5 protein-coding genes are annotated in these 15,179 nt (G+C 71.8%); all 5 read right to left on the reverse strand.

Annotation, left to right across the window (positions count from 1 at the left end; genetic code table 11):
* Window positions 1-91: 91 nt before the first annotated feature.
* The 5 genes from ACWEQQ_RS03905 to ACWEQQ_RS03925 are packed head-to-tail and all read right to left on the reverse strand — an operon-like array spanning window position 92 to window position 15,150.
* Window positions 92-4,684, reverse strand: a complete 4,593-nt coding sequence (locus tag ACWEQQ_RS03905; RefSeq protein WP_452347029.1) for an amino acid adenylation domain-containing protein — start codon at window positions 4,682-4,684, stop codon at window positions 92-94.
* A complete protein-coding gene (locus ACWEQQ_RS03910) occupies window positions 4,681-9,741 on the reverse strand; it encodes an amino acid adenylation domain-containing protein (protein WP_452347030.1) in 5,061 nt (1,686 codons plus the stop codon). Before ACWEQQ_RS03910 ends, ACWEQQ_RS03905 begins: the two co-directional genes overlap by 4 nt.
* 18 nt (window positions 9,742-9,759) lie before the next feature.
* Complete coding sequence (locus tag ACWEQQ_RS03915) at window positions 9,760-13,089, reverse strand: SDR family NAD(P)-dependent oxidoreductase (protein ID WP_452347031.1); 3,330 nt, start codon at window positions 13,087-13,089, stop codon at window positions 9,760-9,762.
* Window positions 13,082-14,389, reverse strand: coding sequence for a beta-ketoacyl [acyl carrier protein] synthase domain-containing protein (locus ACWEQQ_RS03920; RefSeq protein ID WP_452347089.1), 1,308 nt, complete (start codon window positions 14,387-14,389; stop codon window positions 13,082-13,084). The genes ACWEQQ_RS03915 and ACWEQQ_RS03920 overlap by 8 nt, the downstream gene beginning before the upstream one ends.
* Before the next feature lie 5 nt (window positions 14,390-14,394).
* The gene (locus ACWEQQ_RS03925; protein ID WP_452347032.1) at window positions 14,395-15,150 is read right to left on the reverse strand and encodes a thioesterase II family protein; all 756 of its coding nucleotides are present in this window, start codon (window positions 15,148-15,150) and stop codon (window positions 14,395-14,397) included.
* Window positions 15,151-15,179: the final 29 nt, after the last annotated feature.

A 15,179-nucleotide genomic window follows, 5' to 3' on the forward strand; every position in this document is an offset into this window, starting at 1 on the left:
GCACCTGTCCTCGGCCGGCCGCGCAGCTTCTCCTGCGGTACCGGCCGCCCGCCTGTTCTCCCGCGGCGGACGGCCCCTACCGCCCGGGTGATCAGGACACGGCGACTGCCAGGGCGGCCAGGCTGCGCTGCCAGAGTTCGGTCAGGCGGTTGGCTTCCGCTGCGGTGAACAGGGTTTCGCTCCAGCGCCAATTGGTGCTGAGCTGCGGGCCCTCCGGGGTCGAGCCGATGCCCGCGATGACATCCAGCGCGTAGCGCAGGGGTAGGTCGGGTTCCGGGTCCAGGGGCAGCGCCTCGTTGAGCGGGCCGGTGAGCAGGGACCAGGATCGGGGGTCCTGGCCGCTGAGGTCGACTCGGCCGAGGTAGTTGAACTCGATCTGGGGGTGCCGTGCGGTGGCCAGTTCGGGCACGCGGGCGGTGTAGCGGAGCAGGCCGTAGTCCAGGCCCTGGCCGGGGATGGCGGACAGGTACGCGGTCACCGACTCCAGGAGGGCGCGGGCCGCGGCCGGATCCTGTTCCGCCCGTTCGGCATCCACCGTCTCGCCCGCGCCGAGTCGGATCGGGAACACGGTGGTGAACCAGCCGAGGGTGTTGCTGGTGTCGGCGCCGAGCAGGTCGTCGGCGCGGCCGTGGCCCTCCAGGGCGAGCAGGGCGCCGTGGGAAGGATCCTGAGCGCGCTCGCGCCGCCAGCTCGCCAGGGTGATGGTGAGGGCGGTGAGCAGTAGTTCGCGCACCCCCTCGTCGCGGGTGAGCGCGGCGAGCAGGCGGGCGGTGACCTCGACCGGGGTCACGGCGGTGGCGACCCGGAGGGAGGACCAGGTGTCGGTGTGCGGGTAGGGGATGCGGCGCCCGATGGCGGGGTCGGGCGCGGCGAGCTGGTCGCGCCAATAGTCGTGCTGTGCGCGGACTTCCGCGGACTCGGCCCGCTCCGCCATGCGGCGGGAGAACTCGCGGTACGAGGTGGATTCGGGCAGCGCGGCGCCCTCGTTCAGGGCGGCGATGAGCAGGTGCCAGGAGACCACGTCCACCGCCAGGTGGTGGATGGTGAGCAGCAGGACATCGCCGTGCTCGGTGCCGGAGAACCAGACGGCGCGCACCATATCGCCGGTGCGCGGGTCGATCTGATCCATGACCGTCCGGGCCGCGGCGTGGACCGCCGCGGCGGTGTCGGCCGGATCGGCTGTGTGCGTGAGGATGTCGGCCGCGCGGACCGTGCCCGGCGCGGCCGTGACCAGACGCGGGCCGTCGTCGGTGTCGACGAGGCGTGAGCGCAGGGTGTCGTAGCCGTCGAGGACGGCCTGCAGCGAAGCCTCGAGGGTGTCGCGGTCGATGCCGTCGGGCAGCCGGAGCAGGGCCGTCTGGGTGAAGCGGCGGTAGTTGCCGTACTCGTACATCCAGGAGACGACCGGAAGCGGCTGCACCGCACCGTAATCCGCCATCCGCTCCGCGGCGTTCGAGTCCGCGGCGTCGAGGGCGGCGGCAAGTTCGCGCAGGGTCGGAGTGGCCAGCACCATGCGCGGGGTGAGGGTGAGGCCGCGGCGGCGGGCCTTGTTGACCAGGGAGATGGCGACGATGCTGTCCACGCCGAGGGCGAAGAAGTCGTCGTCGAGGCCGGGGGTGCGGCCGTCGAAGAGTTCGGCCAGGACCTCGGCGAGCTCCTTCTCGGTGGCGGTACTGGGCGCGGCGCCCGACCCGGTGTCGGCGAGGGCGGCTTCGGCGAGCCGCGTCAGCTCGGGACCGTCGAGTTTGCCGTTGGCGTTCACCGGCAGCCGCGGCAGGGCGAGCACGCGGGCCGGAATCATGTAGGCGGGCAGGCGTTCCGCGAGCGCGGCGCGGGTGCGCGCAGGATCGACGGACTCGCCCCGCTCCCCCACGACGAAACCGACCAGGCTCGCCCCGCCCGCGCGGCGCACCACGGTGACGGCGGCGGTGTCCACGCCGGGCAGTCGCCGCAGGGCGGTCTCGATCTCGCCGATCTCGATGCGGTAGCCGCGCACCTTCACCTGCGCGTCGGCGCGGCCCAGGTAGCCGAAGCCGCCGTGGGGGAGGCGGCGGACCAGATCGCCGGTGCGGTACATGCGGCGGCCGGGCCGGAAGGGGTCGGCGACGAAGCGGTCGGATGTGGTTGCGGCGCGGCCGATATAGCCCCGGGCCAGCTGCGGTCCGGACAGGTACAGCTCGCCGACGACGCCGCCGGGGACCGGGCGCAGCCTGGAATCCAGGACATAGCCGGACATTCCGGCGTTCGCGGTGCCGATGGTCGGGGTGCCGAAGTCCGCGACCGGGGCCACCACGGCCTCGACGGTGGTCTCGGTGGGTCCGTAGCAGTTGTAGACCGCGGTGCCGGAACGGCCTTCGGACGGGGCCAGAGCGCGCAGCCGCGCCCACAGCGCGGCGTCGATGGCCTCACCGCCCAGCGCCAGCACGGGCAGCTCGCGGTCCACCAGCCCGGCGGCGTTGAGCTGCGCGAACATCGACGGGGTGGTGTCGATCATGTCGATGTCGTGGGCGATCATGCCCGCACACAAGCGTTGCGCGTCACGCATTTCCGTGGCGTCGAACAGGTGGAGGGTCTGCCCGGCGAGCAGGCCCACCATGGGCTGCCAGGAGGCGTCGAAGCTCAGCGACCAAGCGTGCGCGATGCGCAGTGGCCGGCCCAGGCGGGCCATGGCGGGCCGGTAGACCCGGTCGCGATGGTCGGCGAAGTAGGCCATGAGGGCGGCATTGGTCCCGGCGACGCCCTTGGGTTCACCCGTCGAGCCGGAGGTGAAGATGAGGTACGCGAGCTGGTCCGGGTGACGGACGACGCGCGGGAGTTCGACCGGGGCGGCCGAGGGTTGTCCGGCGGCAAGGGGATCGCCGAGGAGCAGCACCGGCACCCGATGCTCGCCGACGGCTGCGACACCTGCACCGGACCACGGGGAATCGGCGGTTTCGAGCAGATCGCGGGTGTTGTCGTCGGTGACCACCAGCGTCGGCCGCGCCTGCCGGAGGATCGACTCGATGCGTGCGGCGGGCAGCGTGATATCCACCGGCACATAGGCGCCGCCCGCCGCGAAGGCCGCGAGCACCGCCACAATCGATCGCACGGTGCGTGGGAGCACCAGCGCTACCACCGTTTCCGGGCCGATACCCTGCGCGGCGAACTCGGCGCCGAGCCGGACGGCCGCGTCGTGCAGGGCGCGGTAGGTGTAGCGGGAGCCGGAGCTGTCCTGGAGTGCAACGGCTTCCGGCGTGGCGGCCACCTGCCGCTCGAACAACTCCCAGACCGAGCCGGCGGCGGTGACCGCGGTCGTGGACCCTTCCATCGTCGCGGCGGGCGAGACGGGACTGATCGGCGCGGCGGACATCTCCTGCTCCGACGCGGTGAGCACGCTGAGCGAATCGGGCGTGGCCGCACCGGTTTCCGGTAGCTGCCGCAGCAGCGCGAGCAGCCGCTCGCCCAGCTCCGCGGCCGGGACGTAGGGCAGCGCGGCGGGCATCACCTCGAGCTGGACCAGCAGCTCGTCGCCGCTCATGTGCGCGACGACCGTGAGCGGGTAGTGCGCGAGGCTCTCCATCTCGATCGGACGGAAGCAGGCGCCGTCGGGGGCGGTGACGGTGCGGATGGCGTCGTCGATGGGGGCGTTCTCGAAGACGAACAGCGTGTCGAATAGGGTGCCGTGCCCCGCGGCGCGCTGCACGGCCGACAGGCTCAGGAAGCCGATGTCGCGCATGGCGGCGCACTCGCGCTGCAGGCGGGCGCACTGGTCGGCGATGGAGGTGCCGGAGTCCAGCTGGTGGGCGACGGGCACGGTGTTGATGAACAACCCGACCATGCCCTCCACGCCCGGAAGCTGGTCGGGCCGACCGGAGATGGTGGTGCCGTACACGATGTCGCGGCGATCGGTGAGCCGCCCGAGCAGCACCGTCCAGGCGAATTGCACGGCGGTGTTGAGGGTCAGCCCGTGCGCACCGGCCCAGGTACGGACCCGGTCGGTGTCGGCGGCGGACAGCAGCAGGCGGGTCTTCTCCGGCACGGCGTCCGGGCCGACCGGCGCGCCGTCCGCCAGCATGAGCGGACCGCTCACCCCCGCGAGGTAGTCGACCCAGCGCTGGGTGACCGCGGCGGTGTCCTGTGCGCCCAGCCACGCGATGTAGTCGCGGTAGGGACGCGGTTTCGGCAGTGCCGCAACGGTTCCGCCGGACCGGTAGACGGCGAGCAGTTCGGTGAAGAACACCGCCACCGCCCAGCCGTCCATCAGGATGTGGTGGGCGGTGAGGATCATGCGCCGGGTGCCGGTGTCGGGCACAGTGAGCAGCAGGATACGCAGGGCCGGACCGCGGCTCAGGTCGAACGGCGCGTGTCGTTCGGCCGCGGCGATGGCGTCGAATTCCGCCGGCCGCGCTTGCTTTTCGGTCCAGGGGAGTTCGGCCTGTGCGGGCACGATCTGCACCGGCCGCGGCACGTTCTCGTCCCAGAAGGCGGCGCGCAGATTGGGATGCCGGTCCAGCATGGCCTGCGCGCTGCGCCGCAGCAGCTCGGTGTCCAGCGGTCCGTCGATATCGACCACGAACTGCATGGTGTACAGGTCGAGGCCGTCGGCGCTGAGGCGCGACAGCGAGAACAGCCCCTCCTGCAGCGGGCTCAGCGCCAGCACGTCCTCGATCTGCGGTGGCGCGGTACGGTTTTCGGTGGTGGTCATCGGCCCTGCCAGGACGAGGTGAGGGCGGCGAGGGCGTCGGCGTCGAGGCCGGAGGCGCTCATGGGGGCGGATTCCTCCTGCGGGATCGACTCCGCTTGTGCGGCACCGGGTTCGGCGGCGTCTACGGCGGCGGCGAGTTCGGCGATGGTGAGGTGCTCGAACACCAGCTGCGGGCTGAGCGGCAGGCCCAGCGCGGCGGCGCGGGCCGACCACTGGATGGAGATGACGCTGTCGCCGCCGAGGGCGAAGAAATTGTCGTCGGCCTCGACCTCGCTGATATCCAGCAGCTCTTCGAGCAGTTCGATGAGCGCGCGTTCGGTCCGGGCGTGGTCGCCGGTGGCGGCGGCGCGGGTCGCCGCGGCGGGGGCGGGCGCGGCGAGCAGCCGCGCCAGCCGGTCGACGGGCAGCACCTCGAGCTCGGCCACGGTGCGGTCGGGCGCGGTGGCGTACGCCTCCAGGGTGGTGGCCAGCGCGGTCGCGATGTGCTGCACGGTCTCCGGGTCGTACAGGTCGGCATTGGCGACCACGCGCACGGCCAGGCCGCCGTCACCGGTGACGTTCACGGAGACATTGAGGTCCAGGAAGGAGACGTCGAAGTCGACCGGCAGCACGGTGGCGGTGGTCGTGCCCGCCACGGCCAGGGTGGCGGGCGCCCAGTCCGCGCCGCGGAAGTGCAGCATGCTCTGGAACAGCGGGTTCCGGGAGCGCGAGCGCGGCGGGTTGAGCGCCTCCACCAGGCGTTCGATCGGAAGTTCCTGGTGCGCCTGGGCATCCAGGACCACGTCGCGGCCGCGCAGCACGGTGTCGCGCAGGGTCGGGGTGCCCGACAGATCGTTGCGCAGCACCGCCATATTGGCGAACAGACCGACGAGCGGTGCGGTCGCATCGTCGACGCGGCAGGCCACCGGGGTGCCGAGGGTGATGTCCGTGCCGCCGCCCAGCTTGTGCAGCAGGGTCGCGACGGCGGCCTCGTACACCATGAATTCCGTTGCGCCGCAGGCTTCGGCGAGTGCGGCCAGCCCGGAGCGCAGGGCGGCCGGCGCCGCGAAGGTGGCGACCTCGCCGCGCTTGCCGAGGACCGCGGGCCGCGGCCGATCAGGGGCGACATCGATCTGGTCCGGCACACCGGCGAGGGCGGCGCGCCAGAAGTCCAGCTGCGCCCGGCCGTAGTCGCCGGGCTGGCCATCCGCACCGGAGGCGAACGCATCGTGCTGCCACAGCACGTAATCCGGGTACTGCACGGCAAGCGGGGTCCACTGGGGCGCCCGCCCGCCCTCGACCCGCGCACGGTAGGCGGCGATCAGGTCCTCGAGCAGGATGCCCAGCGACGCGTGGTCGGCCACGATGTGGTGGACCAGCAGCGACAGCACGTGTGTGCCCGGGTCGAGGACCAGCAGGCGCGCCCGCAGCAGCGGCTCCGCTTCGACCGTGAAGGGGTAGCGGCCGATCTCGGCGAGCTCGTCCGTCAACCGGTCGGCATCGATGCCGGTGACCTCGAGATCGACCGCCCCGGCGGCTCGCACCACCTGGTACGGAACGCCGTCCTGCTCCTCGAAACCGGTGCGCAGCGCCTCGTGCCGCGCTACCACATCGGCGAGGGCGGCCCGCAGCGCGGCGATATCGATGCCGCCGTCGAAGCGGACGGCGAAGGGCAGATTGCCGACCGCGCTCGGGCCCTCCATGCGGTACTGGAACCACATGGCCAGCTGCGAGTAGGACAGCGGGAGCCGGTCCGGACGCGGGCGCGCGGTGACGGCCGGACGCCCGGAAGCCGGTGTGGTCACGGCGGTCTCGGCCGTGTCCACGTCGTCGTCCATGGCATCCAGGTCGATGCCGAACTCGTCGCGGAACCGCGTGACCAGACCGGCGGCCAGCCCGGCCGGGGTCGGGGTGTCGAACACGATCCGCACATCCAGCTCCACACCGAATTCGGCGCGGATCTGCGCGACCAGGCGCGCGGCCAGCAGCGAATGCCCACCCAGTTCGAAGAACGAATCATCCGCGCCCACCGTCGGAATCCCGAACAGCTGGGTGTAGATGGCGCACAGGCGGCGCTCGGTGGCGGTGGCGGGCGCGCGGTGCACCCGCTCCACCGCGGGCGCCGGCGCGGGCAGCGCCCGCTTGTCCAGCTTGCCGTTGACGGTCAGCGGGATCTCGTCGATGACGGCGAAAGCGCTGGGCACCATGTACTCCGGCAGCGCGGCGGCGGCGTGGGCGCGCACCTGGTCCACTTCGACCGTCGCACCGGCCGCGGGCACCAGGTAGGCGGCGAGCTGTGCGCCCACGGCCGGATCCTCGGTCACGATCACCACGCAGTGCCCGACGCTCGGATGCGCGGTCAGGGCCGACTCCACCTCGCCGAGCTCGATCCGGAAGCCGCGCACCTTGACCTGCTCGTCGGCGCGGCCGACGAAGTCCAGTTCCCCGAACTCGTTGCGGCGGGCCAGATCTCCGGTGCGGTAGAGCCGCGCGCCGGCGGTGAACGGATCGGCGACGAAGCGGCTCGCGGTGAGTGCGGGCCGGCCCAGGTAGCCGCGCGCCAATTGCGCACCACCCAGGTAGATCTCGCCGACCACCCCGGCGGGCACCAGCTGCAGGGCGTCGTCGAGCACATAGGCGTGCACGTTCTGATTGGGTACGCCGATGGGCACGATCCCGGTGCCCTGCGGGCCCGCCACCGGCTGATGGGTCGCGCACACCACGGCCTCGGTCGGCCCGTAGTGATTGCGCAGTTCGGCGTCGAAGACGGCGGCGAACCGGTCGGCCACCTCGCCCGGTAGCGCCTCGCCGCCCACTGGAACATGGCGCAGCGCACGCCATTCGCTCACCTCGGGCAGCAGCAGGAAGGTGCCGAGCATGGACGGCACCATGTGCAGCACGGTCACGCCGCGGCGGGTGATCAGGTCTGCGACATAGCGGATGTCGCGGAAGGCATCGGGTTTCGGCACGATCAGCCGCGCGCCCAGCGCCAGGGTGACGAAGATGTCCAGCAGGGAGGCGTCGAAGCTCACCGAGGACGATTGCAGCAGCCGGTCGTCGGCGGTCATGCCCCATTCGGCGGTGAAGCTCACCACGTGCTCGGCGATGGCGGCGTGCGAGACCGGAACGCCCTTGGGCCTGCCGGTCGAACCCGAGGTGTAGATGACGTAGGCCAGATTCGCCGGAACCAGCGGGCGGACGCGGTCGGTGTCGGTGGGATCGGTGTCCGGCAGCCCGGCGGCGGCGTCCTCGGCGGCGTCGAGTTCGACGCGGCCCAGCACCAGGCGCGGGCCCGCGTCGGTGATCAGGTAGTCGATGCGGTCGTCCGGGTAGGCCGGGTCGATGGGCAGGTAGGCCGCGCCCGCCTTGAGCACGCCGTAGACGGCCACGATGAACTCGACCGAGTTGCTCAGGCGCAGGGCGACGATGTCCTCGCTGCCGATGCCCTCGCGAATCAGCCAGTGCGCCAGGCGGTTCGCGCGGCGGTTCAGGTCGGCGTAGGTGAGTTCGAGGTCGTCGGAGACCAGGGCCAGGGTGCCGGGTCCGGCGGCGATACTGGCCTCGAACAGGTCGACCAGGGTGGCCGGACCGACCGGCACGTCCGCGCCGCGCGACTGTTCCAGGATGGCGAGCCGATCGTCGCCGCCCAGCATGTCGAGGTCGGCGAGCCGGCCGCCCGGGGTGCTCAGCGCCCGATCCAGCAGCCGCACATAGTGTTCGAGCATGCGCTGCACCAGTGGCCGGGGCAGCACGTCCACCTGGTATTCGGCCTCGAGCGCCGCGCCGTGCGCGCTCTCGGTCACGACCGCGACGGCCAGCGGGACCTGCGCGGTGGGGGCGCCCAGTTCGTCCAGCTGGGTCGAGGTGACGCCGTCCAGCGCGAAGCCGTCGGCGCTCTTGCGGACGCTGAAGCCCAGGCGCACCAGCTGATCCATGCCGTCCCGTCCGGCGACGCGCTCCGGGTTCACCTCGCGCACCACGCGGTCGATGCCGACGGCCTGATGGGCGAAGGCGTCCAGGCAGGTGCGTTTGGTGGCCGCGACCAGGCCGGTGAAAGTCTCGGCGGGGTCGAAGGTTTCGCGCAGCAGCAGGGTGTTGCCGAAGTAGCCGATGAGCTGTTCGGCGGCCGCCGACCGGCGATTGGTGACCGGGATGGAGACCAGGAAATCGCCGGCGGCGGTGTAGCGCTGGATCAGCGCGGCGTAGCCGGCGAGCAGCACCATGAACGGGCTGGCCGCCTGCTCGCGGGCGAAGACGTCCACCCGGTTCAGGAGGTCGGCCGGCAGCGCGACGGTGCAGCGGTCGGCCCGCTTCGACGGCGCGACCACGGCCGAGCCGGGCAGTTCGAGGGGTTCCGGCAAGGGGCGCAGGGTGTTCCGCCAGTAGGCGATGTCCGCCTCGTCCTCGGCCGGGGCGTCCAGGACCTCGAGATCGACGAACTGCGCGGCCGGGGCGGCGGTCCGGGCTCCGTTGTAGGCGGCATTGAGGTCGGTGAAGAACACGCCCCAGGCGTCGTCGTCCCAGCAGCTGTGGTGCGCGGCCAGCAGCAGCACCCACTCCGCGGTTCCGGTGTGCACCAGCGTGATTCGCAAGGGCAGCTCGGTGGCCAGGTCGAAGGGGCGGCCGAATTCCCGGCGGGCCAGCACCTCCACCCGCACCGGGCGGGCGGACTCGGCCAGGTCGGTCAGATCGTGCGATTGCCACGGCAGCGTGATGTCGTCGGTGAACACCTGGAACGGCTCGCCGTCCGCGTCCGTACCGAAGGTGGTGCGCAGCACGTCGTGCCGGGCGAGCACCGCCGCCACCGCGGTCCGCAGGCGCTGCTCGTCGAGCGCGCCGGTGAGCCGGTACGCCACACAGATATTCAGTGTGGTGTCCTCGGGGTCGCGCGTCTGCAGGAACCACATGCGGCGCTGCCCGGCCGACAGCGGACGCCGCTCCCCGGCCCGGGTGCGGCGCACCGGCGCGGTGGTGGTGGCGGCGAGGCCCTGCTCGGCGAGCCTGCGCCGCAGCAGTTCCCGGCGGCGGTCCGCGACGGAGGTTCCGGCCACGGTCACGGTGGCATCGGTGTCTGACATGAAATCTGGCCCCTAGCCCTAGTTGGTGTTCTCTGCCATCAGCAGCACGACATCGTCCAGCGACGCGCCGCCCAGGATCGCCGCGACCGGCAGCTCCCGGTCCAGCGACGCCTGGACCCGCTTGCGGAAGTCCAAGGCCTGCAACGAATCCAGGCCCAGTGCGACCAGCGGCGTGGAGCGGTCGATGGTGTCGCCGGCATCGACGCCCATCACCCGTTCGAGTTCGGCGAGCACCTGGTCCGCCAGCGGGCGGTCCGGCGCCGACGCCACCGGCTGGTGATCAGCGGCAGGTACTGGCGGATTCGTCTCTGCGACAGGCTGATTCGCACCCACCATGGCAGCTGCCGTATCCGCGATACGCGACGGCGCAATCGTCTGCGGCTCCTGCACCTCCGACAGCACAGCAGCCTGGCCGAAGGCTCCCATGACGTCACGCAGGAACGGCCAGTCGGCGGAGATCACCACCGCGTCGGTCGACTGCCCGGTGAACCCCGCGGCGATGGCGTCGGCCGGATTCATGGGGTACACCCCGGCGCTCTCGACCCGCGCCATACCCGCCGCATCGAGCGGACCCGCGACACTCCACAGGCCCCACTCCAGTGCGGCGCAATCGATCCCGCGCTCGCGCAGGCGGCGGGCGAGAATATCCAGCATCCGGTTGGTGACGGCATACAGAATCTGTCCGCGCCCACCGAGTGTCGCGGCCATGGACGAGCACAGCAGCACCCGGCCGTTCGGACGCAACGGCACCGCGTCGAGCACCGCCTCCAGGCCCAGCACCTTCGACTCCGCGGCGGTGGCGACCATCTCGGCGGTGATCTCCGCGATCCCGGCGTCCACATAGTTGACCGCCGCATGGACGAGCAGGCTCGCCGGCCGCTCCCCCAGCTCTGCCGCGAGGCGCGCGACCGCGTCCGCATCGCTGACATCACAGGCCGCGACCACGATCTCGGTGGCACCGAGCGCACGCAGTCGCGCCACTTCCGCGGCGGCCGAACCGGATTCGCCGGACCGGCTCACCAGCGTGATCCGCCCGGCGCCCTGCCGCGCGAAATGCTCGGCGAACAACAGCCCGAGCTTGCCGGTGCCACCCACGATCAGCACATGATCGAGCTCAGCGGCCTCCCCCGGCACAGACTCGTCCGCGACCAGCCGCTTGACGAACACCTTTCCGCCACGCAGCGCCACCTCCGGCTCACCCGTCGTATGCAGCGCCGCGACAACCCGATTCGCCTCCCCGGCCCCGGCATCGGCCGCGAGATCCAGATGCCGGAACAGCACCCCGGGCTTCTCCACTCCGACACATCGGAACCCGGACGCCACGGCCCCGTGGAACAGCTGCGGCACCATATCCTCCGGCACCACAACTTCACCCCCGACCGTCACCAGCCAGACCTCACCGCCCGCACGCACATCCGACACCGCGGACAGCCAGGTGCGCGCGGCGAAGAACTCCGTCAGCTCCATTACCGCCTCCACAGCGGTCGACTCGGGCAGCGCGGGCCACAGAATCACCACGCTGTCGAAGTCCGCCTGCTGCGGTGATTCCTTTCCGGTGCCGCGACCCGGGCCGGACAGCGTCGAGGCGGCTTCGGCGGCCAGCGACTCGCCGAGCGCGCCCGGACCGGCGTTCTCCGCGGCGACCGCCGCCATTTCGGCCAGATCCAGCACCGTGCCGATATCGAAGCGGCCGACCGCTGTGCGGCCCAGGGATTCCCGCTCGGCGCTACCGGAAGTCGCGGCGAGCGCGGCCGGCTCGAGGGCAATGGCCGTGGCGCCGTAGCGGTCTGCCGCGGCGAGCAGGGCAGCCACCTGTTCCGCGCAACGGCCGGTCGGATCGACGAAGGCCAGGCGTCGGGGCGGGGTCAGGGAGCGGCGCTCCCACGGGGTCCACTTCTCCACCAGGCGTTGAGGTTTGGGGACGGCCGGGGTCGGCGGGTCCACCGTCTCGGGTGCGTAACCCGGGTTGGCCCACAGGCGCTTGGGGTTCATGACCGTGTGGGGGAAGTCGCGCAGTGGGAGGGCCGGGGGCGCGTCGGTGCGCAGGGCGGTCCAGTCGTAGGCGAGGTCGTGGACGGCGATGACGGCCAGGTTGCGGGTGAATTCGCGCAGGGAGGTGGCGGTGCGCAGGGAGGTGCCGAGCACCTTGAAGTCGCGGGGGCCGCGGGACGGGTCGCGCGGGACCAGGGAGAGGTTCTCCTGGAGGGCCAGTTGCAGGACGGGGTGCTCGACGACCTCGATGAGGGTGTCGATGCCGTCGGTGGCGGCGGCGACCACGGCGCGGTCGAAGCGGACCCGGTTGCGCAGGTTCCAGTACCAGTACTGTTCCTGGATCAGGTCTGCGGTGATGGGGGCGCCGAGAGTCGCGCCGTAGCAGGGGATGTCGGTGTCCCTGAAGGCCGGGTCGCTCAGCTCGCCGCCGAGGAAGCCTTCGAATTCGGTGCGCAGCTCCGCCACGATCGAGGTGTGCGCGGGGTAGGCGACGCCGATCTCGCGGGCGAAATGGCCGCGTTCGGTGGCGGTGGCGACCATGTCGGCGATGGTGTCGCGGTCGCCGGAAATGGCCATGATGTGCGGGGCGTTCACCACCGACAGCTCGGCCCAGCCCGAGTGGCGGGCCAGCAGCGCCTCGCAGTCCTCGCGGTTCATGGCCAGCACGGCCATGGCGTAGCCGCGCGGCGAGAGGCGCTCCACCAGGCGCGCGCGGTGGGTCACCACCAGCACGGCGTCGCGCACCGACATGACCCGCGAGACCGCGCCCGCGGCCAGCTCGCCCTGGCTGTGGCCGATGGTGGCGGCCGGGCGTACGCCGGCGGCCTGCCACATGGCGGCCAGACCGGCCATGTGGAACATCAAGGCGGGCTGCACCTCCCACACGGTGTCCTGGTACGCGCCCGCGGTGCCGAGCAGATAGTGCAGCGGCTGATCGTGGCCGAAGCGCTCGGCGTGCACGGCCGCGCACTCGTCGACGGCGGCCCGGTAGTGCGGCGACAGGTCGTAGTACAGCGCGCCCATGCCGGGACGCTGGCTGCCCTGACCGGGGAACACGAAGCCGATCCGGCGCGCGGTGGCGGGACCGTCACCCAGCACCACCGCGGGATGCGAGGCCCCGTCGGCGACGGCGCGCAGGGCATCGAGCAGGTCCGCACGCCCGGTGACCATGGCCAGCGCCCGGTAGCGGCGGGCCGGGCGGGTGCGGAACAGCATGTCCGCCACCCGATCCGGGGCGACGGCGGGCCGCTGCTCCAGGTAGGCCAGGATGCCGGCGGCCTCGGCGCGCACGCCGTCGGCGGTGTCGGACGAGAGCAGGACGGGGATGCTGCCATCGGGCAGCCGGTGGCTACACATCGCTTTCCTCCAGCTCGGGCAGGCTCACGAGGGCATGGGCATTGGTGCCCGCGACACCGAACGAGGACACGGCCGCGTATCGCATGCCGTCCACGGACGGCCAGGGTTCGAGTTCGGTGGCGAGCCGCAGAGTGGTCTCGGCCCAATCGATTTCGGCGGTCGGCCGGTCGGCGTGCAGGGTGGGCGGGATCTGGCCGTGCACTCCCGCCAGCAGCACCTTGATCAGGCCCAACACCCCGGAGGCGGCCTGCGCGTGACCGGCATTGGACTTCACCGAGCCCAGCCGCGGCCCCGCAGCGGACGGGAGGCCGTAAGTGGCTGCGAGCGCCGCCAATTCGAGCGGATCGCCCACCGGAGTGCCGGTGCCGTGACCCTCGATGAGCCCGACCTGTCCGGCGGAGATCCCGGACACGGCCAGGGTGTCGCGGATGAGCCGCTCCTGCGCCGCGGTGCTCGGCACCGCGATCGGCGCGCCCTTGCCATTGTGGTTCACGCGCGAACCCAGCAGCCGCCCGTACACCCGATGCCCGAGCGCACGCGCCCGCGACTCCCGTTCCAGTACAACGACTCCCGCTCCCTCACCCCACAGCGTGCCGGTGGCGTCGGCGGAGTAGGACCGGCAGTGTCCGTCGGCGGCCAGCGCATTGTTCTTGGAGAACTCGTAGAACGCGCCCGGCGAACCCATGACGCACACCCCGCCCGCCAGCGCCCACTCGCACTCCCCCGCCCGAATGGCGGCGGCCGCCTGATGCACGGCGGTGAGCGCGGACGCGCACGCGGTGTCGACGGTGACCGACGGCCCGATCAGGCCCAGCCCGTGCGAGATCCGCCCGGCCACCGCGCCCAGCGCGGTGCCGGTGGCCCGGTACCCGCTGTACTCGTTGACCGAGGCCGCCCGCGGCCCGTACTCCATGACCGAGGCGCCCATCCAGCATCCGGCCGAATCACCGTCCACCGCACCGGGATTGATCCCGGCCTGCTCGAGCGCCCGCCAGGCCACCCGCAGGCCGACCCGCTGCTGCGGATCCATGGCCACGGCCTCGCGCGGCGTGATGCCGAAGAACAGCGCATCGAAGTCGGTGGCGCCGGTGAGGAACCCGCCGGCGTCCGGCACCGCGCCCCAGCCCTCGTGCCGGTCCAGGGTCAGCAATTCCGCCAGCGGCCATTCCCGATCACGAGGAAAGGGGCCGAGCAATTCCCGCCCGGACGCCAGGGCCGCCCAGAATTCCGGCAGGGTGTCGATGCCACCGGGCGCCTCGATACCCATGCCGACGATCACAATGGGATCGCCGGAATCCAGCGCGCTCACGCGACGACGCTCTTCTCGGCTGCCAGCAGTTCGGCGATGCCGTCGACATGGTCGTTGAGATAGAAATGCCCACCCGCGAACAGGGTCACCCGAATTCCGCCGCGGCTGTGGCTTTCCCATGCGTACAGGTCACGCGGCGCGACGAATTCGTCCTCGTCGCCGCCCAGCACCAGAATGGGCGCGTCCACGGCAATATCCTGCGCGCACGAATACGCGTCGAAGGCCCGATAGTCGGCCTTCATGACCGGCAGCGCCATGCGCAGCACCTCGCGACTGCCCAGCACCTCCGCACCGGTGCCGTTGAGCGCCGACATGTGGTCGAGCAGGGCCTCGTCCTCGGTGGGATGTCCCGGCAGCGCGGCGACCCGGGCGGGTGCGGCGGCCGAGGAGGCGACCAGCAGTCGCACGCTCAGCCCCACAGCCTCGGCCAGGCGGGCGAATTCGAACGCGATCACCGCGCCCATGCTGTGCCCGAAAATCGTGAAGGGAACACCGCTTTCACGCGCCGATTCCCGGAATTCGGCGAAGGCCCCGGCCGCGATGTCGGGCAGCGTTTCCAGGGCCGCCTCGCGGGCCCGGTCCTGACGGCCCGGGTACTGGAACACCACGACATCGAATTCGGCAGCCAGTGTCTTGGCGAAAACCCGATAGGCGGAGGCGCCCGCACCGGCGTGCGGGAAGATCAGCAGCGGTGGCGCGGATTCCGCACTCGGGGCCTGAAATTGCCTGATCCAGCCGAGTTCCCGTGGCATTTCCCGCATCTCTCCTACGCAACTGCCCG

It is taken from the genome of Nocardia sp. NPDC004123 (assembly GCF_053603795.1).